At 69.1% G+C, this 20,107-nt stretch carries 18 protein-coding genes and 1 pseudogene; 10 read left to right on the top strand and 9 right to left on the bottom strand.

Annotated features, from left to right (window positions below):
* The first annotated feature begins 66 nt into the window (after positions 1-66).
* The 3 genes from SSP29_RS49645 to SSP29_RS60795 all read left to right on the top strand — a co-directional run bounded on the left by SSP29_RS49645 (position 67) and on the right by SSP29_RS60795 (position 4,707).
* The gene (locus tag SSP29_RS49645; protein WP_218036980.1) at positions 67-795 is read left to right on the top strand and encodes an asparaginase domain-containing protein; all 729 of its coding nucleotides are present in this window, start codon (positions 67-69) and stop codon (positions 793-795) included.
* A gap of 29 nt (positions 796-824) precedes the next feature.
* Positions 825-1,286, top strand: a complete 462-nt coding sequence (locus SSP29_RS49640; RefSeq protein ID WP_089107624.1) for a PPC domain-containing DNA-binding protein — start codon at positions 825-827, stop codon at positions 1,284-1,286.
* 1,060 nt (positions 1,287-2,346) lie between these two features.
* Positions 2,347-4,707, top strand: coding sequence for a hypothetical protein (locus SSP29_RS60795; RefSeq protein WP_150136487.1), 2,361 nt, complete (start codon positions 2,347-2,349; stop codon positions 4,705-4,707).
* Positions 4,708-4,759: 52 nt separating this feature from the next.
* Here SSP29_RS60795 and SSP29_RS49625 read toward each other — a convergent pair whose 3' ends face one another.
* The gene (locus SSP29_RS49625) at positions 4,760-4,960 is read right to left on the bottom strand and encodes a hypothetical protein (protein ID WP_089107623.1); all 201 of its coding nucleotides are present in this window, start codon (positions 4,958-4,960) and stop codon (positions 4,760-4,762) included.
* Positions 4,961-6,747: 1,787 nt separating this feature from the next.
* Between SSP29_RS49625 and cdgB the strand changes: the two are divergent.
* Positions 6,748-7,758 (top strand): annotated as a pseudogene (gene cdgB / locus SSP29_RS61075) (diguanylate cyclase CdgB); the annotation flags it as partial.
* 138 nt (positions 7,759-7,896) lie between these two features.
* Positions 7,897-8,235: a GGDEF domain-containing protein gene (locus SSP29_RS61655; protein ID WP_438363854.1), complete on the top strand. Its 339-nt coding sequence runs from the start codon at positions 7,897-7,899 to the stop codon at positions 8,233-8,235.
* On the opposite strand, the gene SSP29_RS60785 is transcribed toward SSP29_RS61655, so the two are convergent.
* On the bottom strand, positions 8,168-8,701 hold the full coding sequence (locus SSP29_RS60785) for a transposase (RefSeq protein ID WP_245883587.1): 534 nt from the start codon (positions 8,699-8,701) through the stop codon (positions 8,168-8,170). The two genes, SSP29_RS61655 and SSP29_RS60785, sit on opposite strands and share 68 nt — an antisense overlap.
* Positions 8,702-9,058: 357 nt before the next feature.
* Here SSP29_RS60785 and SSP29_RS49610 point away from each other — a divergent pair, with 357 nt between their 5' ends.
* Positions 9,059-9,316, top strand: coding sequence for a type II toxin-antitoxin system CcdA family antitoxin (locus SSP29_RS49610; protein ID WP_089107622.1), 258 nt, complete (start codon positions 9,059-9,061; stop codon positions 9,314-9,316).
* The gene (locus tag SSP29_RS49605; RefSeq protein WP_089107621.1) at positions 9,313-9,684 is read left to right on the top strand and encodes a fic family toxin-antitoxin system, toxin component; all 372 of its coding nucleotides are present in this window, start codon (positions 9,313-9,315) and stop codon (positions 9,682-9,684) included. Before SSP29_RS49610 ends, SSP29_RS49605 begins: the two co-directional genes overlap by 4 nt.
* A gap of 66 nt (positions 9,685-9,750) precedes the next feature.
* On the opposite strand, the gene SSP29_RS49600 is transcribed toward SSP29_RS49605, so the two are convergent.
* Together SSP29_RS49600 and SSP29_RS60780 are read right to left on the bottom strand one after the other, a co-directional pair.
* The gene (locus tag SSP29_RS49600) at positions 9,751-10,287 is read right to left on the bottom strand and encodes a hypothetical protein (protein WP_150136484.1); all 537 of its coding nucleotides are present in this window, start codon (positions 10,285-10,287) and stop codon (positions 9,751-9,753) included.
* The gene (locus tag SSP29_RS60780) at positions 10,232-10,615 is read right to left on the bottom strand and encodes a zeta toxin family protein (protein WP_150136483.1); all 384 of its coding nucleotides are present in this window, start codon (positions 10,613-10,615) and stop codon (positions 10,232-10,234) included. Before SSP29_RS60780 ends, SSP29_RS49600 begins: the two co-directional genes overlap by 56 nt.
* A gap of 182 nt (positions 10,616-10,797) precedes the next feature.
* Between SSP29_RS60780 and tap the strand changes: the two genes are divergently transcribed.
* Genes tap through SSP29_RS49580 form a run of 3 tightly spaced genes read left to right on the top strand, consistent with a single transcriptional unit; the run spans position 10,798 to position 14,567 of the window.
* On the top strand, positions 10,798-12,903 hold the full coding sequence (gene tap / locus SSP29_RS49590; protein ID WP_089107620.1) for a telomere-associated protein Tap: 2,106 nt from the start codon (positions 10,798-10,800) through the stop codon (positions 12,901-12,903).
* Positions 12,904-12,906: 3 nt separating this feature from the next.
* Positions 12,907-13,464 (top strand): telomere-protecting terminal protein Tpg, encoded by a 558-nt coding sequence (tpg, locus tag SSP29_RS49585; protein ID WP_089107619.1) that lies wholly within the window; start codon positions 12,907-12,909, stop codon positions 13,462-13,464.
* A 14-nt stretch (positions 13,465-13,478) separates the two neighbouring features.
* On the top strand, positions 13,479-14,567 hold the full coding sequence (locus SSP29_RS49580; protein ID WP_089107618.1) for a hypothetical protein: 1,089 nt from the start codon (positions 13,479-13,481) through the stop codon (positions 14,565-14,567).
* 98 nt (positions 14,568-14,665) lie between these two features.
* Here SSP29_RS49580 and SSP29_RS49575 read toward each other — a convergent pair whose 3' ends face one another.
* From SSP29_RS49575 to SSP29_RS49555, 5 genes are all read right to left on the bottom strand, one after another.
* A complete protein-coding gene (locus SSP29_RS49575) occupies positions 14,666-15,013 on the bottom strand; it encodes a hypothetical protein (protein WP_089107617.1) in 348 nt (115 codons plus the stop codon).
* A 229-nt stretch (positions 15,014-15,242) separates the two neighbouring features.
* On the bottom strand, positions 15,243-16,448 hold the full coding sequence (locus tag SSP29_RS49570; protein WP_145969078.1) for a PIN domain-containing protein: 1,206 nt from the start codon (positions 16,446-16,448) through the stop codon (positions 15,243-15,245).
* A 78-nt stretch (positions 16,449-16,526) separates the two neighbouring features.
* On the bottom strand, positions 16,527-17,120 hold the full coding sequence (locus SSP29_RS49565; RefSeq protein WP_089107615.1) for a hypothetical protein: 594 nt from the start codon (positions 17,118-17,120) through the stop codon (positions 16,527-16,529).
* A gap of 674 nt (positions 17,121-17,794) precedes the next feature.
* On the bottom strand, positions 17,795-18,241 hold the full coding sequence (locus SSP29_RS49560; RefSeq protein WP_089107614.1) for a helix-turn-helix domain-containing protein: 447 nt from the start codon (positions 18,239-18,241) through the stop codon (positions 17,795-17,797).
* Positions 18,238-18,942, bottom strand: coding sequence for a hypothetical protein (locus SSP29_RS49555; protein ID WP_089107613.1), 705 nt, complete (start codon positions 18,940-18,942; stop codon positions 18,238-18,240). Before SSP29_RS49555 ends, SSP29_RS49560 begins: the two co-directional genes overlap by 4 nt.
* Positions 18,943-20,107: the final 1,165 nt, after the last annotated feature.

Genomic DNA, 20,107 nt, shown 5'->3' with positions numbered 1-20,107 from the left:
TGCAGACCGCGCGCCCCTCTCCGCGCCCCGCCCGCTCCTCGTCCAGCCGAACCGGTGACACAACAGGTGAGTTCCTACGTACCTCTCGCGCCCGCAGCGGTGTATCTGCTGGACCTCCTCACCGCTGGAGACACGCCGGTCGAGGTGACCGGCGCCATGCGCAATGCCGGCATGGCCGGGGCCGACGGTCCCGCGAACGTGCTTGCCGCCCTCCGTGTCGCGACCAGCACCGAAGCACGCGGCACAGGTTGTGTGGTGGTGTTCGCCGAGGAGATCCACGCTGCCCGCTGGGTCCGCAAGACCCACGCAACAAGTCCCACGGCCTTCACCTCGTACCCCGGGCCGATCGGCTACGTCGCAGAGGACCGTGTGCAGATCACGGCACGCCCCGCTCCCTCTCTGACGTTCGATCCCCACAGTGCCACCGCGGCCGCGCGCACCGCGATCTACACGGTCGGCCTCGGCGACGACGGGACTCTCCTGCACGCCCTGAGCGACCACGTCGACGGCCTGGTGGTCGCGGCCTTCGGAGCCGGCCATGTCCCGATGGCATGCGTGGACGCGCTCGCCGATCTCGCGAAGCGCATGCCCGTCGTCCTCGCCACACGCACCGGATCAGGCCCCGTGCTCCGGCACACCTACGGTTTCCCCGGCTCCGAATCCGACCTGCTCGAACGCGGTCTGATCTCCGGCAGCACGCTGGATCCCGTCAAAGCCCGCATTCTGCTGCAACTGCTCCTGATGACCACGGCCGACAACGACCAGGTCGCCCAAGCCTTCAGCGCCCTTTCGTAACCCGTCTCCACCAGTCTCGAGGACCCGTCTTGCGCAGCTACGAACTGACCACTGGGCGCACCTTCGCCGTGAATTTCGACCATGGAGACGACTTCTTCCCCACCCTCGCCGAGTTCTGCCGCCAGAACAACGTCCGGCACGGCCACATCCCGATGTTCATCGCCGGCTTCGCAGAGGCTGAGATCGTCGGTGCGTGTGAAAAGCTCGAGGACCCCGAAGCACCAGTCTGGAGCAAGGTCCATCTGACCGGTGTGGAGGCCATGGGGTGCGGGACGCTCGCCTACGCCCCGGAGACAGACTCGGTCCTGCCGCACATCCACACGTCACTGGGGGAGAAGGCCCGGTCCGCCACCGGCCACACCAGCCATCTCCTCAGCGCCCGCGTCCAGTTCCTTGTCGAGATGCTCGTAGTCGAGGTCACCGCACCGCCAATGACGCGCCCCAAGAACCCCAGCCTCTACGACGTGCCCCTGCTGACCTTCGAGGCGTGAGAGACCGTTCTCGAATCGCTGTCCCGTGGGGCGGGCGGCGCGCCAAGCAGATGGTTGCCCGCCCTGCGGGATCGGCGAGGGTGTTCGTGCAAACCCTCTGGAATTCCGGACCGACTCCTGTTCGGATCACAGGCACGTGCCACGTGAGCAGCTCAGTTGAGCATCTGAAGCACGCATTCAGCCGGGATGTACGAGGTTGTGATCGGGCGTCAGAGGGCGTCGGCCTTTGCGACACGTGTGCCCCGGGGCCATGCAGAGTTCAGCGGGACCGGTAGGGTGATCCCCAGCGTTGATCAAAAAAAGTGGCCCCGTCGACCGGCCTTGGACAAGCCGGGAGGGGCCACGTGGCCGACGGACCTTGTGAGAGGGGTCCGGAAGCCTGCCGAGCACCCTTTTCACGAGAAAGGACGTGCCGACGTGATCAGGGTACCCGTACCCGTCACCCGACACACCGCACCCCGCCGTGGGGTCAGCAGCCATGCCGGTTGCTGGTCTGTCGCCGGGGCGTTCGTGCTGTCCGCGCGCACCCCGGTTCACCCCTCTGCTGAGGGGGTCCGGATGACGTAGGTCGTTCGGGGGCGGCGCCTGCGATGCAGATCTTCTAGCCGCCCCGGGCACTTGACCGGTGATTGCCCGTCACCAGGTTCCACGCCCACCTGTTCTCCATGAGGTTTGCCGACCTCTTGGAGGAGTTGCCCGCCCCGGTTGCCGCCGGCTGCGAGCGGTTCAACATCAGGTTTCACCAGAAACCAGAAGCACCCGAGTAGGGGCTTCATCGCAAGACCGAAGTCCCGTGACTGGAGTCATTGTGCATGACCTCGTTCGGGGTCGCCAGCTTTGGCGCCCCCGTGTAGCGCCGTTCCCCCCGCCGGAGCGGCCACAAAGTCAGCTCGACGTGGCTGACATCACACGATCTGGTGTTTTCGCGGACGCCTCCTTCAGTCAGGGTCCATGGTCGCCGAATGGATCATGTCCTGACGTCCTCTCAGGGTGCCCAGTGAGCGCTGTGGCGGCACCAGTCGCCGCGGTCAACGGTGTTCCGCGGCGTCGGCTGCGGTCGGTGCCCGTGCAAGCCGGCCCGGCGCCGGTGCGCGGCCCTGCGCACCCGCTCGCGCTGGGTCGGGATGCCCGGGCCCGGCTGGGCGGTGCAGTGCGGACGCTGCTGGACGCCCCCGGCCTGGACGGCATGACGGACGCGGCGCGTCTCGCGGTGGTCGTGCTGGCGTCGCGTACGCCGTATGAGTCAGGTGTGGTGGAGATCCGTACGCCGGAGCTGGCGCGGTGGCTGGGGCTGTCCGCCTCGTACGTCGCCTCGGACGTGGTGTCAGCGCTGCGCCGGTCCGGGGTGGTCTCGGTGGAGACGGCGGAAGGCGAGTCCGGCCAGGACATCGGGCTGAAGTGCAGGGTGCTGCCGATGTGGGCCGCGCACGGCGTGGTCGGGCATCCGCTGGCGCTGGCGAAGCAGGAACTGGCGACGCTGCTGCGGCTGTTGGAGGTGTTGATGGCGCCGGGCTGGGCGCACCGGGACGGCCGGGTGACTCCGGCCGGGCTGCTCGGGTCGCGGACGGGCCGGGCGGCGGCGACGGACAGGCTCGCGCTGCTGCTGCTGGTGCTGGAGGCCCGCGAGAACGGTCGGGTGCGGCAGTGCGGCGGGAAGGTGGACACCCGGCGCGGTCGGGCGGCGGCAACGGTGGCCCGGCTTCTGGGCTGCACGGCGTCGGCGGGCGAGCGGGTGCTGGAGCGCCTGGAGGACCGGGACGTGGTGGTGCGGGTCCGGGTGCGGACGGCGTCCGGGCTGCGTCACCGGTCCCGGCTGGTGGTGCCGGCGGTCGCGGCCGCGCACGGCCGGGACGGGATCGCCGACGCCCCGGAGGACCGTCTGGAGGCTGCCAGGCCCGAGTTTTCAGACCCCGATCTTGCAGCAGAGGGTAGTGGGGCCTCCGAGCCGGAGGCAGATCCGCAGGCCGGCGAAGTGCCGGGGGTCGGTGAGGCTGATTGGGCAGATCCCGCGCTGACGGCAGCCCTTCACACTGATCACCCTCCTGTGGCTGGTCCTGTCCTGTCTCCTGCTCTCTCTGATGGGTGTTCCGGCGAAGGCCGTGGTGGTGAAGGCCGTCGGCCGGAGGGCGCGTGCGTGCGCGAGGACCGGGCCCCGGGCAGTGAGGAAGCTCCTGCCGCGAGCGGGTCACCGGTGGCGAAGGTCGGCCCGCTGCGCGGGGAAAAGCCGGAGGAGTCCCCGGTTGATGAGCGGGATGAGCGGCGGGCTGCCGCGGCGGGGGCTGCTGGCGGGCCGACGGCTGTGGGCTGGAACAAGGCGCAGCGGCAGCGGAGGGCGTCTCTTCCAGCTGATCTTGATCTGCGGGTGGCTCTGGGGCCGGTCTCCGGGCTGTGGGGGCGGCTGTCCGGCTGGCAGCAGGACCGGGTCGAAGCGGCCGCGAGGGCTGAGGTGGAGCGGCTGGCGGGGATGCTGGAGCGGTTGGGGGATGGGCCGCGGCTGCTGGCCGACCGGCTCACCGACCGGCTGGAGGAGACCGGTGGCGAGGCTCTGGTCACCGGCCCCTACGGGTGGCTGATCCGGCGGGGCCTGGTGCAGCGTCAGGCATGCTCGGACCATCGGTGTGATGACGGGATCCGGCTGGACACCGGAGGTGAGTGCGAGAACTGCCACAACGCGCTCCACATCTGGCGGGCTCGGCGGGCGTTGGCCGCTGCGGAGGTCGACCGGGAGCTGCCCGGCCTTGGCTTCGGTGAACGCCGTCGAGCCCTTGAGGAGCGGCTGCGTGAGCTCACTGCTCGGGATGAGGAGCAAGCCCGTGTTCGGCAGGTTCGTGAGGTGGCTGAGGTCTCGGCGCGTCGTGCGGCGGTGGAGCGGCGGCGAGAGCGGGAGGCGGAGGCGGAGCTGGCCCGGCGGTCGGCCCCGTGCTCGGGGTGCGGGTTGCCGGACGCGGCCGGTCTGTGCCCGGCCTGTTCATACGTCCGGCGTACGGATCTGCTGGTGCAGGAGGCTGTCGACCTGGCCGTCGTCGTGCGCGCCGACCTTGAGGATGCGGAGCAGGTTGCGCAGTTGGCGGGGCGTTGTGAGGCCGACACCCGGACGCTGATCGCTGAGGTGTCCCGGCGCCGCGGCGGCGACGAGGTCTGGGCGGCGTACGTGGCGCAGGAGGTTGCCGAGCAGGTTCGTGACGGGCGCCGGGCCGCGGCTCTGCGGCACCTGGCTGGGAGTGGTGAAGCCGTGGCGGAGGCCGACGCTGTGTACGAGGCGGCGCTGCGCCAGCACCCCCGTGCCTTCCACGCTGCTGAGGCCGCCGCGGACGATGCCTGCCGCCGTACTGCGGGCTACCTGCTGCGCAGCCGGTTGGGGCAGCTGCAGGTGGCTCGGGCGCGGGCGGCGGCTGGGCGGGCCCGCCGTGCAGCCGCTTAGAGGACGTGTTGCGAAAGTCCCGTCGGCCGCCTGCTCCTTTGTTCCGCCTTCGCTACGTCCGGTCCAGCGCCGTGAAGACGGCCAGGCACAGGGTGAGGCTCGCAGCGAACGCGATGCCGCAGCGGGACAGGGCCGTCGGCACCGCGGCTCCCTCCCAGCGGGCGAGGGCGAAGGCGATCGCCGCGGCGACGACGGAGAAGAGGACGGCCACCGCCAGCGCGAGGAGCAGGAACGCCGGGAAGGTGTGTTTCATGAAGGCACCGCCTGGGTCGTGTGGTGTCGATGACGGATTACGACGATCCCCGGGCGGAACTGCAGGTGGGACGGTTGGATGTTTCTCCGGTGACAACAGGGGGTTGTCCGGCGAACAAACCATGACGGGGAGAACGAGTGGCTGGCGAGAAGAAGCGGGCGGGACGGCCGTGGGGACCGGCCCGGGGCTCGTGCGTCGAGATCAACCAGCTGGTCGCTGTAGTCCGGTCCTGGCTTGACGAATCGTCCGTGTCCGTACGGCAGTTGCACTCACGGCTCACTGCCGAGCACTTCGTCGCCGGGGCCGTGCCCGAGTTACGCCCGTTACGTGACCGGCTGTCCGGCGAATCACTGGAGTGGGATCTCGTCGAGGCCGTGGCCGACGTCTGTTTTCCCCACGAACAGGCCGACCTCTCCCGGCGACGCCTCAGGGAGGCGAGGACGCTGTGGGACCGGGCGGGCACAAACCCCACAGCGATCACGGAGGCCCAGGAGCTGGTGCCCGCTCGGGAACTGCTGGAGGCCAAGGACCGCACCATCGAGGTCCTCCAAGAGATGCAGCGCGCCCGGCAGGCCTACGAGGCCGGCGAACGTGGGCGGCAACAGGCCCTGTCCATCGCCACACTGCTGTTCGTCATGCTCGGACAAGCCCAGGCGAAGGTCGCCGAACTGAGACGTCGGCTCGACGCGCTGGAGTCGGGGACGGTCGAACTCCCCGACGGCCAAGGGGTGGTGGAGCTCCTCTCCCGAGCCCAACGGCAGGAGACGGAACTACGCGACCAGTTGGTTCGCGCCGAGCGGGAGCGAGGCACCGCTCAGCAGGTCGCCGACCACGCGGCACGCCGTATCCACGAACTAGAGGCTGAGCTCGCCGAGTTGCGACTCAGAATGGGAGAGGACGAGCCTACGCGGACGCAGGAGCCGACGCCGCTGCTGTCCAGGCCCGATCTGCACGCGCTCAGCCCCGACGATGCCGCGCTCAACGACGTGGACCGTGCGCTGGAGAAGGCACGCGCCGTCCTCGACGAGGAGCACGAAGCCGTCCAGCAGGCCGCCGACGAGGTGGGGTACTGGACGTCCTCGATTCCCTCGGCTTCTCCGGCCGAAGCCGGCGCCTCCGTGCCCGGGCAGGTTCGGCAGAACCTGGGGAGACAACCCTTCGGGTTGTCCGGAACAACCCCGAACAACCCGCCGACCAGCCAGGAGACAACCTTCCCCGCGCTCGAGTCCCCACGACCTCCGGCCGCCGACCCGCAGGACGACATCTCCGAGGCGGCCCGCCGGATAAGCGGAGGAAGGGACCCGGAGGACATCGTGACGCGGCTGTGCCGGGCCGTCGTCCCCACCGTCGCCGACGCAGTCATGGTCTACCTGCGGGACCCGATCCCGGTGGGCGACGAAGAACACGCGGGCCCGCTGATGCTGCGGCTGCAACAGGTACACCCGCTTCACGCCGGAGGGGGCATCGCGCTGTGCGAGGTACGCCCCGGCAGCGCACTCTTCGAAGTACTGCACGGGGCACTGCCGGTCACCACCGACTCGCCGGTCGGCAGCGCCGCGCTGCCGGAACTGCTCGGTGAAGGGCATGAGACACCCGGCGGACGCCACACCGTCCTCGTACCCCTGCACGGCCGCAAGCGGATCATCGGCACAGCGGTCCTCCTGCGCCACCCCACCGAGCAGGCCTTCCAGGACGCCGATCTGTCGGTCGCCGCCGACTTCGCCACCCGCAGCGCGCTCGCCATCGACAAGAGTCACAATCTGCAGGCCGCCGTCCAGGGTCTCCATCTCGCCCGCAGTCTCCCGGACACCCTGCAGATCATCGCCGACGGAGTCGTGACCGGTCTCGGCTACGAGCTGGCCTGTGTCAACCTCGTCCGCCCGGACGGCGATCTCGTGGTCGCCTCCCTCGCAGGTGACTCCGTCGCCGAGGCGCAGATCACCGGCCGCGTCGGCTCCCGGGACTCCTGGGAACGCAGGCTGAACATGGGCGAGGCCTGGGGCGACCTGCGGTTCATACCGCACACCCAGGGCTGGGTCCTCGACAATGACGACGTGCCCCAGTGGCACACCGACGGCCCCGCCCCCCGCTTCGAGGACGAGTGGCACCCCTCCGACCGCCTCTTCGCACCGATGTACACCCGGAACGCTTCCGGCGCCAACCACAGTGAGCTGCTCGGCGTGATCTCCGTGGACCGGCCCCTCACCCGCCGCCATCCCAGACCGGACGAGCGCCGGGACCTGGAGGAGTACGCCTTCCAGGCCGCCATCGCGATCACCAACGTACGGCTGCGCTCGAACATGCAACGCGCGCTGGTCAGACAAGAAAGGGAGCAGCAGGCTCTGCGGGCCAGCGAGGAATCCTTCCGGCAAGCCTTCGAGTTCGCGCCCAACGGTATGGCCATCGCCGAGATGGACAGCGACCGCCACGGCCGGATCCTCCGGACGAACGACGCGCTGTGCCGCATGCTGGGCCGCCCTGCCTTCGCCATGCGCCGCTACGCGTTCTCCGACCTTGTCCACCCCGAGGACATAGGCACTCTGCTCCGCACCAGCGCCGAGGGCGGGCATGCGGAACTGCGCCTCGGGCGCCGCGACGGGACGTATCTGTGGGTCTCGCTCCGCAACAGCGTGGTCGCGGACGCCGTCGACGGCCCCCGACTCCTGCTCACTCACATCGAGGACATCGAGGAGCGCAAGCGCCGCGAGTTCGATCTCGCCCACCGCGCCTCGCACGACGCCCTTACCGGCCTGCCGAACTCCACCGAGCTGCACGCCCGTCTCGACGCCCGGCTCTGCGTACTCCGGGAGTACAGGCCCTTTGGCGCCACGGAGTGGGTCCACCACGACCCCTACCTCGGCCACGCCGACCAGGCCGCGGACCAGCACACCCACGTATGGGCCCCCGTGGAAGCCGGCACCCATGGCCTGGCCGTGATGTTCTTCGCCCTCCGCGGCTTCAAGGCGATCAACACCCGTTTCGGGCATGACGCGGGGGACGGCGTCCTCGTCGAGGTCGCCCGGCGGCTCAGTCATGCCGTACGAGACGGAGACACGGTCGCTCGATACGGCGGTGACGAGTTCGTCGTCCTCGCCGACGACTTAGGCACTGCCAACGCGCAGACCACGGCGGCGTTGATGCAGTCCCAGATCCACCTGCCGATCCCCCTGGCAGACCAAGCCGTGCGCATCCACGCAGGTATCGGCATCACATGGGCCCAGTGCGGGACGGCTCCTGGTGACATCCTGCGAGCAGCCCGTGAGTCCGCGTCATGAGCGCAGGTTTGCCAGGGCCGGTACGCCGAAGGGAAGCGGCGTTGTACGGCGTGCCCGGCGTTGGAACCGGGACCGGCTTGCGCATGACCCGGTCCGAACGCAGCCGGCCCAGCACCTCGACCGGCATGTCCACCAGGAGGTGGGCGATCGGGGGCGCGTTGTGGGCAGCATCGAGAAGGACAAGGACCTCCGGGTCACCTCGACGCCACTGGCCGGCCGCGACGAGCCGTTCGATGACGTCGTGGACCTGGCCGGCGGTGACCGCGGCCAGGTCCACGCCGGGTTCCAGCTGGATCGCGTCGAGCAGCGCGGTCCAGGAGGTCCGGCCGGGCACCATCTGGTGCTTGCCCAGGCCGAAGGTGTGGCAGAACGAGCGGTCCGAGCACGTGTCGGCGTCCGGCCGCAGCCACGGTGAGACGTCCACCGCGAGCACGAGGCGACCGTCGGCAACCCGAGGCAACGCCACCCCGCCCAAGGCACGTCGGAGGCGCGACGTCGATACGGCCCTGGTTCAGCCCGGCGTAGCGGGCCCCGTGCCCGCGCCGGTGCTCGGGGGCGAGGGCCGAGTCCACGAGCGTGCGGACCGGGCCGTCGGTGCACAACAACGCGTCGCACAGCTCGAACAACGCGTCGCCCCGGGAGAGCAGCGACGCGTACAACTTGGTCCGGAACGCCGTCACCGTTGCGAACGCGTCTCGCTGAATAGCCCTTCCGCAGCGATGCCGGTGTGGCGTATTCAGACACCTGCGAGCCGCAGGATGGTCTGACGGGTGCTCCGTGTTCCAGTCACACCCCAGCTGATACCACCCTGCTAGCATGCGGTATGGCCTCTGACCGGAAGCAGACCCAGCTCCGCCTGTCACCCGACGTCCTCGCCAACGGCAAGGACGCCGCGAAAGCCCGCGGACTCGACTTCAACAAGTATGTCGAGCGGCTGATCGTGGAGGACACGACCGGTGCGCGGGCCGCCGGCATGGAGGCCGCGCAGCGCCTCATCGACCAGCACGGCGGCTTCCTCGATGACCTGGAGCGCCAGTTCGACGAGCCGGCCGGCGACGTGCACCCGGGAGCCGCGGCGTGATCGTGCACGTCGACGAGTCCTGGATCCTGGAAGTCGCCGAACGGGCCGGTCATCGCGATCCGAGCGTGGACGACTACGGCGTTCCGATCGCGGCCGTCGCCCGGCACCGCGGCGAGTTCTTCGACCGCCCAGTCTACGACGGCCCCTACGCGCGCGCCGCCGCCCTGGTACACACCCTGGGACGCTGCCGGTGGCTGGAGCGCTCCAACCTCACCGTCGCCTGCGCGGTGGCCGTCATGTACCTTGCGGCGTCGAACATCCCGGTCGACCCCACCCGTGAACAGCTCTCAGCGCTGGCCCGCGAACTGAACAGCCCGCGCTGCACCGCCGAACAGATCGCCGTCCTCCTGCGCACCTGGAAGCCCTGACCCCCGTCCAGGCGGTCCTGCTGCCCAGGGCGTTCATGCCGGTGTCGGGTCGTTGCGAAGGAGTTCTCAGCGGGCGGTGACCAGGGCACGCCAGCGGGCAAGGACGATGTGTTCGTCGTCCAGCCAGCGGATGACGGGTCCGTCGGGCCGGGGCCGGCCGGCCATGGCGGCCGCGATGGGCACGTGGTAGGCGAAGTCGCCGTTTGCGGTCGCCTCGCGCAGCCGGCCGATGGTGTCGCTCAGGTCGTCGTCGGCGCCGCGTACGGCGTGGTGAAAGGCGAGAGCCGTCTCCAGGAGCGGGGTGAGCCAGGGGAGCCCGGTGACCGTGATCTCGGTGCGCAGCACGGTGGCGCGGCCGGTGATATCGCGGTCGGTGCCGGCGTCGCGTGCGAGGGCGGCGACGTCGACCAGGAGCGTGGTGGCGCGCTGATCGAGCCGGTCCAGGAGCTGGTGGGCGAGGGCGAGTTCGCCGTCGGCGCGGGCCGGGTCGGTGAAGGCGGCGGCCAGCGCGATGTGGGTCTGAGCGATGGCCTGTTCACCCGGCGCGTCATGCTGCTCGGTGTCCGTCCGTGCGTCCTCGAAGGCGGCACGGGTGCGGTCCATGTCGCCGTGCGGCCACCAGATGTGTCCCAGGACACGATGGTGCCGTCCCCTCCCAGCCCAGCCCAGGGCGGGGACGGCGGACGCGTGCCTCGATGCCGGCCTGCCACCGGTAGGTCTCCGGCCGCACCCGGACCCCGGCGGTCCGCACGTCCTCGGCGAGGTAGGCGGTGTAGCCGGGGTGCACGTTCTTGTAGGTGTCGCGGTCTACCCGCACCGCACCACCGCGCCCCTGGAGCGCGGCGCACACGAGGTCGACGACCAGGGCCTTGCCGCTGCCCGGCTGCGCGGCGACGACCACCACCGGGCGCGCAGGGTCCGGCTGGGGCATCGCGCCGCAGTACGTCCGACGCCTCGCCCGGTCCCGCCACTGCCACGGTCCCCTCCTGCTGGTGTCCGCGCCGCTCCGCACGACGTCAAGATCGATCCTATACAAAGAATCCGATCAGGTTAAAGAAACGGGTTAAATTTTGGGGCAATCGCTGATAGTGTTCAGGGTGGGAGGTAGATCAAGTGGCTACTGAGGAAGAGCTGTTCGCGTCGGTCGACGCCCTGCTGGGGGAAGAGCCGCAGCTCCCGCCCCCGGCGGAGCGGGCCCGGCTGCGCGAGGCCGCCGGCGTCACGCAGGCCCGCCTTGCGGTCGCGTTGAAGACGTCGACGCAGACGGTGAAGAACTGGGAGAACGGCCGCTCGGAGCCGAGGGAGCCGCGACTGTCGGCGTACCAGCGGCTGTTGAACGGCTGGGCGGAGAAGCATCCCAAGCCCGGCACCGCACCCGCGGCCGCCGCTCCCCAGTCGCCGGCGGTCCCGCAGACGTTCACCGGCCCGGCCGCGCCCGAGGCGCCCGCTGCGGTGGAGGCTCCCTCCGTCCAGGCCGTGCCGGAGCCCGAGCGCCCCGCGGCCCGTCCGTCGTCGCGGCGCCCGGCGGCGAAGAAGGCGGCCAAGCCCGCCGCCGACCCGCGCTTCCCGCACGGCCCGCTGGCCGTGCTGGCCGGTGACGGGTCCGCGTACGGCGTCGACGGCATCGTGCTGGACTGCCCCGCTCGCACGGTTCCGGAGCTGGTGGAGTGGACCCTGCGCGAGTCCGGTCTCGGTGCGCCGCGCCTGCACAAGAACGGCAAGGACAGCGACCCGTTGATCGTGCTCACCGCGGCGGCCGCCGTGAAGCTCGGACTGCCCGAGCGCCTGGAGGGCCACGAGCAGCGCCGTTCCCTGCGGCTGCCCGAGGACCACCCGGTCGTCAAGCAGGTGGCGAAGGCGAAGTGGGAGCTCACGCAGCGCGGGTTCGGCCCGTGGGCGCGCATCTACCGCAAGGCGCAGGGCAACCAGCGCCAGTGCGTGCAGCTCGCGATCCTGTCGTGGGACGCACTTGACCCCCGGTCGTGGCCCGGCGTCGCGGAGATGGAGCCGGCCGACGTCGCCCGCGTCCTCGGGGTGTACGCCCAGCGGGTCATCACCCCACGCGGGTCGACGGCCGTGTCCGGGCTGGAACTGATGACGGCGCTGCGCCCGCCCACGCGCGCGGTGCGCGACGAGGAGACCGGGAACTGGGTGCCCGGCCACAACCCCGGCTCGCTCGGGAAGGACCCGATGGACCCGGCGCCGCCGGAGGCCACCCCCGAGCACCCCGTGGTCGTGCACTCCGGCTGGACGGGCGGGTTCCTCAATGAGGAGGCGTACCAGTGGGTGCGGCCGGTGGACCAGCTGACCGATGAGGAGTGCATGCTGCCGTACGCGGTCGGCCTGGACCTCAACACGGCGTTCCTCGCCGCTGCCGCCCGCCTGGTCGTCGGCCTGTCGGAGCCCGACCACTTCCACGCTCCGGCCTTCAACCCGAAGATCCCCGGCTCCTGGCTGGTCGACCTCTCCCACATCGAGCTGGACCCGCGCCTGCCCTCGCCGTTCACGCCGACCGGCGAGCGCCCGACAGGCCCGGCCTGGTACCAGACGCACACCGTCGCCTACGCCCAGGAGCTCGGCTACAACGTCCAGCCGATCGAGGCGTACCTGCGCCGCGAGACCGGCGCGTACCTGGACCCGTGGCACGACCGGCTCAAGAACGCGTACGTCGACACCCTCGCCGACCTCGGCGTCACCAAGGACCTGGACGACCAGCAGTTCCTCGCCGCGATGGAGCGGCACAAGGACGTCGACCCCGCCCTGGCGGCCGTCCTCGCCGCCATCAAGGCCACCGTCAAGGGGGGCATCGGCAAACTGCGCGAGCGCCACCAGGGCAAGAACTACAAGGACGGCGACCGGTGGCCGGCCCTGGAACGCCCGACCTGGCGCCCCGACATCCGGGCCGCCGTCATCAGCAAGGCCCGGGTCAACATGCACCGCAAGCTCAACAACATGGCCAAGATGACCGGCCTGTTCCCGCTCGCCGTGCTGTCCGACTGCGTCGTCTACCCGAGCCCCGGCCCCTCGCCGCTGGACTTCCTGCCGTACGCGGCCTCCGGCAAGCCCCAGCCCGGCGGCTTCCGCCTCGGGCCCACCCCCGGCCTGGCCAAGCTGGAAGGCGTCCAGGAGATGCTCTGGGCGATCGACCTGATGGAGAAGGGCTACAACCCCGCCCGCCACATCAAGGGCGGCGACGCCGTCCTGGATGAAGGGGAGTGACCGGTGCGGGAGATCGAAGACGCCATCGAGCGCGCCGACCAGGAGGCGTTCACCCACGAGCCGCCCAAGACCCTCAAGGGCCAGATCGGCTACCTGATGAAGCAGCTCAAGACGACCAGGGCCGTCGCGGCGGAGCTCGGGGTGAGTCAGCGGTCGGTGGAGCGCTACCGCAAGGGCGAGCGCAAGCACCCGCCCAAGGCCATCGCCGACAAGATCGACGCGGCGGTGCGGTCCCGGTGGCAGCCCCTGGTCCGCAAGCGCCGACGGAAGCAGGCCGCCGCCACCGGCGGAATCACAGTAGAGACAAGGGCCCGCTTCGGCTACACCGCGCCGGTCGGCACGACCGACGACGGCCGCTTCCGGCGACTCACCGTGCACCTCCCCCCGGAGTACGCCCGCCGCTTGTTCGACGCCCGCGACGCCGGGGCCAGCGACCAGCAGATGCGCGGAATCATCGCCGAGGGGTTTAAGGACGTGTACTTCCAGGACGGCGGTTCCCGCGCTATGGGGCTGTCGGACGTGGAAATCAATGACATCGACTACCTGGACCTCGACTACTAATCCGGAGCCATTCTGTGGCGAACTTCAATTACCTGGACGGGGGGAGAGGCGAGGTGCTGGACGTCTGCCGTTCTTACCTCCGGGCCACACAAACCCTTCAGACGGATCTTTATCGCAGCTGGACCGCACCCCCGGCCGAGTCGCTCGACGCCCCGGTGCCTCTCCCCGTGGCCACGGTGGAGGCCGGAGTCCTGAATCTCCGCAACCAACTCCGGGAACTGCAGATGCTCGCCGCCCCTCAAGTGATCTCGGCGGCCGAGGACCTGTACGAGGCGATACGGGCCGCAGCGGACGCACAGTTCGAGCTGCATCTGCGGAACCCTGGCAATGGCGGCCGCCTATGCGATCTAGACGGCGAGGCGTTCCCCCACCACAGCGGGCGGGTCGACTCCGCTCTTGAGGAGTTCAGCCGGGCCGTCGGAAGACAGACGGTCTCAGCGGGGGGACCTGACAGGGACAAGATGACGCGGGTCGCACGTACCATTCCGCCGGATGCCCCCTGGATGAAGTTCCTGCTGTCGAGGAAGCCGTTGCACCGCATTCCTGCCCGGGTGACGGCAGGTGTAGACGACGCCCAGGAGGCCCTGCAGCAGGACATCATCGACTTCACCGACCCCGGTCTCACAAGGCTCTACCAGGATCTTGTTGATGCACTCGGCCGCCTGGCCGACGAGTTCGGCGGTACCTTCCCCCCTGAAGACTCGGACACCCTCTCGTACACCGAAGTTCCACCCGAGTGGAAACGCACCGACCCCACCCGCTACTACGAGACCCTGCAAGCCCTCTCCCACGCGCGCGAGGATGTTCTCGGCGCCTACAAGAAACTGATGAACGCCATGAGCAGCCAGTCTCCGGCCCCGGACCCGCAGCCGCCTGCAGGGCAGTCCGTGAACATCACCGCAGGTGACAACTCCCCTGTCAACGTAAGCGCCCCGTACGCGCAGGCCTCCAACAAATCCACCGCCAGCGCGACCGTCGGCCCGTCTTCTGACGACGCCGCGCCGAAGCCCTGGTGGAACCGCGGTGCAGTCCTCTGGACGGCCTTGGGCTCCGTGGCCGCCGTGGTGGGCGCCATCGCTTCGATCGTCACCCTGTACAAGTGAGGCGGACCCGCTGAAGCAAGTCCACGCTCTCGATCGGCTGGAGCAGGGCGTCCTAGATGATGCCGTTCCCCTGGCAACGCTGCTCCGTCAAGTCGTCGTCATCGGCGGCCGCGCCTCCTCACCTCGAAGAATCGCTTACGGTCGTCCTCTGTCTCGTGCAGCCGGCGCCTAGCGAGCAGCACATGCCAGGCAGTGGTCTCGGCGTCACGCAGCCACAACTGCCCGAGGTAGCGCCCACCTGCGACGAGCGTGTCATGGGCCAGTGCGTCGCCGATCACCTTGGTCACAGCGTCGCGCTGCTGGTCGTCAAGTTCTGCCGAAAAGTTGAGCACCCGGTCGGCAATGCCCGCTCCGTTCTCCCTGGCCAGGCGATCGAAGGACGGACCGCCCATGTTGCCGGGGTCGATGTACAGAGCGGCATCGCCTCCCGCATCCTCCAGCGCCACCCAGAACTCATCGCCTTTGGGCGTGCCCGGCAGGGGGAGGACGGCGAAAAGGTCGGCCAGATGACCGTTGGCTGCCTGGTTGTACGAGACGTCGCAGGCTGCCGCAGAAGCAATCTTCGCGACCTGCCCAGTGTTCAGCCCTCCGTTTCTGGCCAGTCCAGTGGAGTGTTGAGCTGCTGGATGACGTGCTGGGCCAGTTCACCATCGTCGTCAAGGAATCGCCGGACGATCACAAGTTCCCCCAAGTCAGTGCCAGTTGGCGTACGAAGGCGGCTCTCTTTGCCTGCCAGTTTGCCCAACTGAGCACTGATCCGCTGGGGTGCGCGGACAACGTCTGGAATCCGTCCCGGTATGGCAGATGCCGAGGGCGGAGCCATTCCGGTCGTACGTTCCGCCAGCCTCGCGCCGAAGGGCGTGACCAGGCGTCTATCCGCACGCGGCGTTCCCATGGACGGGGGCGACGTACCTGCACGTTGGCCCGGCCCAACTGCCACCTGCCGGGCTCCACTTGATAGAAGGCGGGGAAGCGGTGCAGAAGCCGCCCTAGCCCGTCCATCTGCCGGCGGTGCGGCGTCTGCACGGCGGCGGGCAGGGCGGCGAGCATCTCGGTACGGGTCATCGGCACGGGCGCGCGGGCGAGCAGGCGGGCGACCTGAGAGAGCACGTCATCTCCGGCGGTGCCGCGTTGCGCCCGTGTCCAGCCGGGCTTGTGCAGCTCGTACTGGCCGTACGGCTCGGTCAGGACCTTCAAGGCCTCCGTGCCGACCCGGGCGAGTTTCGCGCGGACGTCGGCGGTGAACCGGGCACGGTTGCGGTAGGCGTAGACGCCGGCGGCGGCCGCCACGATCCCGGCGGCCACGGGATACACGCGGGCCAGGCGCGTGACGCCGTACAGGCCGTAGCCGGTGCCCACGACCAGGTTGCCGGTGACCTCCATGTCGGCCTCTGCCTTGCCGATCCTTCCCAGCGCGGCCCGTACGTCCCTCCATCCCGGTACGGCGACGCCCTGGCGGATCAGGTCGGGGTCTTCGGCGAACAGCACGACAGGCGCGAGGACGCCGGCCAGCTGCAGGATGCCGACGTCGCTGAGGTCCTCCTGGGCGAGCTTGTCGGCGGCCGCCGTCATGGGCAGCCCGTTCACGCAGACGACGTGCAGCAGCGGCACGTACTGCTGCCACCACAGCCGCTCCGCCGCCTCGAGGTCGAAGGCGCCGCCCTCGCGCTTGAGATCGGCCAGCACCCGGGGGACCTCCGCCCACACATAGTGCGGGATGAAGCCGCGCAGCGTGCCGTACCGCATCCCGTCCAGGATCGAGGATGGCCGGCCGCGGAACACCGCCGCCGTGACGTCCGTGGTGAGCACCGACGTGTCGAAAACTCCGAGCCGGAAGCCGACACCAGTCAACGGGTGGGGGCGGGCGTAAGGGCTGTACATGACGGGAGCGTAGGCCCTCGTCGAAGCAGCCAGTCACGGATTTTCCCCACGCCCGGTCCGCGCTGCTCCGTCGGCCGCTCAGGCGCCCAAGAAGAGCTGGGGAAGCTGCTCAACTGCCTCCAGTGCCACGGCGTAGTTCACCCGGGCCTGCTTGATGCGGCGAACGTCCGCGACCACATCGGGATACAGATCCTGGGCACTGTGCCCGCGCTGGTCATACATCTGCTCCAGGGCCTCTTCGGCGGCCCTCAGCGCCTTCTCTGTCTTCGCGGCGGCCTCGGCAGCGAAGTTGGGGATCTTGATATGCGGGGGATAGGGCGGTGTCGAAGCGGCCCGCTGTGCGGCGGCGTGATGCTCCTTCCTGGCGGTGTGCAGCTTCAACACTGCGGCGGAGCAAGACAGGTAGACCTTGGTGTCCTCGATCGTTGCCGCGATCTGGTCGTCGCGGATCAGGGCGAACATGTTGCCCTGGAAGAAATCGGTGGAGCCCCGGTAGGTCTCCAGGGCGCAGGCGTCCAGGAACTCTCCGTCGACGCGGGACTGCGGCTCGTACGGGCCACCGGCGATCAGGTTGTACGGGGCGTTCTTCGCCCCCTGCCGTACCCACCACACCGCCAGCTCGCCATCGCACTCGAACACGACGTGCCAGTGCTCCCGGCCTTCCGCGTACATGTGTTGGCAGCACTTCGGATCAATCACGACGCCCCAGGGCCGGGCCCTCCATCGTGCAGTCGTGATCGCTCAGGGACTGCGCCGGGGCAGCTGGTTGTAGATACCCTTCGACATCCGCTTGCCGCTCACGGACAGGACCTTGATGGTCACCGCGGCCTCTTCGACTACGAGCTCCATGCCCTGGAGAACGTTCACGGCGCGCTGGCGACGCGGATCGGTTCCCGCTTTTGGCCCACCCAGGCGAGCCCGACTTGTGTCACGTACCCGGCGTCACGCTGTGAGGGTGTGAGGGGTAAGAGATGCAGCAGCCGAAGGCCTGCGGCTGCTGCACGACGGTGTTGTGCAGCGGAGTGCGGCACGGGTGCTGCTCGGCGGTGTCCGGGTGGTTACTGCTCGGGGTCCTGGTGGTGGTTGGGGTGGTGTCGAGTCTGTCGCGCAGCATTTACATGGCCAGGCGGCACAAGGGTGCTGCACGGGTGGCATGCCGGTCCCGCCCTGCAGCAACCGCGGGTGCAGCAGCTGCTACTCGGCTCCGTGCTGCACGCAACGCTCAGGTCGCGCTGCTCGCCATTTCACTCGCCCGGTAGCACCAGGTGAACCGGCTCGTTCCAGAGAACCAGAACGGCGCCGCACCGTGGAGTGCAGCGCCGTGACGTCCGGCAGGGTGGCCAGGATCAGGAGACGGCTTTGAGGGCTTGGCGCCGCTTGGCGTCTTCCCGGCGCCGGCGCTTCTCGGCGAGCTGGTCCTGGTAGGCGGTGACCGCGTGACGGTAGCGGTCGGCGAAGCCGGGAGAGTTCAGACGCTCGCTCTTCGGCATCGCCTTCACGGCCGCGATGGCGTCCTCGGGGGAGAGGTAGGCCGCCAGCATCGGGTTGAGCTGGTAGACACCGGCCCTCTGCTTCTTCACCAGCTGCGCCAGATCGAGGTCGCGCAGGGCGGCGTTGACCGCGGCCCGGCTCAGCCCGAGCATCTGGGCGATGGTGATCTGGTCGATCTCGATACGGCCGCCGGCCTCGCTGTGGGCCCGCAGCTTCAGCAGCACCCGGTAGGCCGCGGGCAGCAGGTCCAGGTCGGCGACGACGCCCTCCGCGTTGACTGCGGCGAAATGCAGACCGCTCACTGCTGTGCCCCCTTCTCTTTGCGCGCCGCCCGTTCCTGACGCCTCTCAGCACGCATTTTCGCGCGTTCCTCACGCAGCCGCTCGATCTCCTGGCGCATCTTCTCCAGAGAGGGGAAGCGCACCAGGTCGGGAAGGCTCTCGTCGGCGCGGATTTTGGCAATCGTGTCGTGCTGCTCGACCTTCCGGTACTCCGCCTCCACCGTCTCGGTGCCCGGGATGAACTCAGCCACCCGATAGGAGTACGGCGGGTTGAACTGGTATACACCACGCTTCACCCGAAAGACGATCCCGTGCGACGTGACCTCGCCCAGAGCCTCGTTGACCTTGGTGCGGGCCACGTCCAGGACGTGCGCCATCTCTTCCTGGGTCAGGTGGATCCGGCCGCCCGCCCTCTGGCAGGCGATCATCAGCAGGATCAGCCTCAGCGGCAGCGCCTCGCGGAAGAACTGGCTGATGACGAGGAAGAATTCCAGGCTGTCCATGGAGAACGCGTTCGGCTGGTCCGGCGGCCCGTAGAACTCCAGGGGCTTGCGGTGGCTGTCCAGCGTGAGCTTCCGGCCCGGGTACTGCCGCGCGACGTCGTCAAGATCCTTGACGGGCCGTAGCGGCCGATCCCAGGCATCAGCCGGATCATCCAGTGGCAGGCTCGGCTGCGGCGCCTCACGGGCGCTCGTACGGCGATGCTGCGGATCACTCGGCACGAGGCTGTTCTCCCACGCTCTTGATCTTCGGACTCTCGGCAGTATGTCACCTCCGCTTGACACTCATGTCGCTTCGACACGACATGCCGCGCAAGTTGTGTCCCCCCAGGGGGACAGATCTCCCCCCTTCCCGCACCGCGGACGTCTCCCCGGACACAACGGCCCCCGCATGTCGCCTCCAGTTGACACACCAGCGCAGAACGTGTCGCCTCCAATTGACTTCGAGGGGTCGATATGCCCCCTCAGTCGGGACACATCGGCGGCGATACGTCCCCTCAGCCGGTGCGCATCGCGCCACGCGCAACGCGCTGACCAGCATGTTCTTGATCTGTGTAGATATAAGTGGCTGAGGTCCACCGGTGGGCAACCGCCGAACCTCGTCGAGGCTGAGGCAGCTTCGCGTGCGGGCCCGTGGGCCCGCGCAGACCGTAGGCGGCATCAGCGGCTCTGAGTCTCGGGCGGCTGAGGCCGTGACGGAAAAGCAGCAGCAATAGGCGGGGTCGATCTCCGTCGGGGTTTCGCCGCCCGGCCCGAGGGGCCGTTCGGCTTCGGTACCTCCGCACGCTGAATTTCAGCACCTCATATCGGAGCTTCCTTTCCGGGGCTGAGGAATTCTGGGCAGTGCAATTCTGAATTCCACCGGCAGTTTTAGGGACGGGTAGGTGGTGGCCTCTCCAGGATCCAGGCACTACACAGTTAGTTACGATGATGCATCACTTGGGCCGCTCCTTTGCTCGCCAGAGTGATGCGTCACGTCAACCCGCCCCATCGTTGACGGGTTGACGTGTATGTTGGCGGGGTATTGGTGAACGTGTCGAAGTGAATTGGGATGCTTGGGAGGGGTTCGGGTGGAGCGTAAGCGGAGCCCGTCACTGGCGGCGGGGCCGACACCTGTAGAGTCGGCGGTTCGTCACTTTCGTTGCGGGGGTTACACCTCGGATTCCCAGTGGCTACACAGGCCCGCACATGATGCACCCCCCCTTGCTGCCAGCCCTCGGCGACCGCGCTTGCGCGGGTGCCCTCAATTCGCGCTTGCGCGAATTGACGTCCCGTCAGAATTCCGTTTACGGAATTCCATTCCGGCGTTTACGCCGGAATTCGAATTGCGCTTGCGCAAATTCGTGCTCTATGTCCCGGCAAGCCGGGACATATCCCGCTCCGCGGG

Origin of the sequence: Streptomyces hyaluromycini (assembly GCF_002217755.1) — a bacterium.
GTDB classification, from domain to species: domain Bacteria; phylum Actinomycetota; class Actinomycetes; order Streptomycetales; family Streptomycetaceae; genus Streptomyces; species Streptomyces hyaluromycini.
Note: the sequence above shows the minus strand (reverse complement) of the source record. Positions and strands in the feature narration are given on the sequence as shown.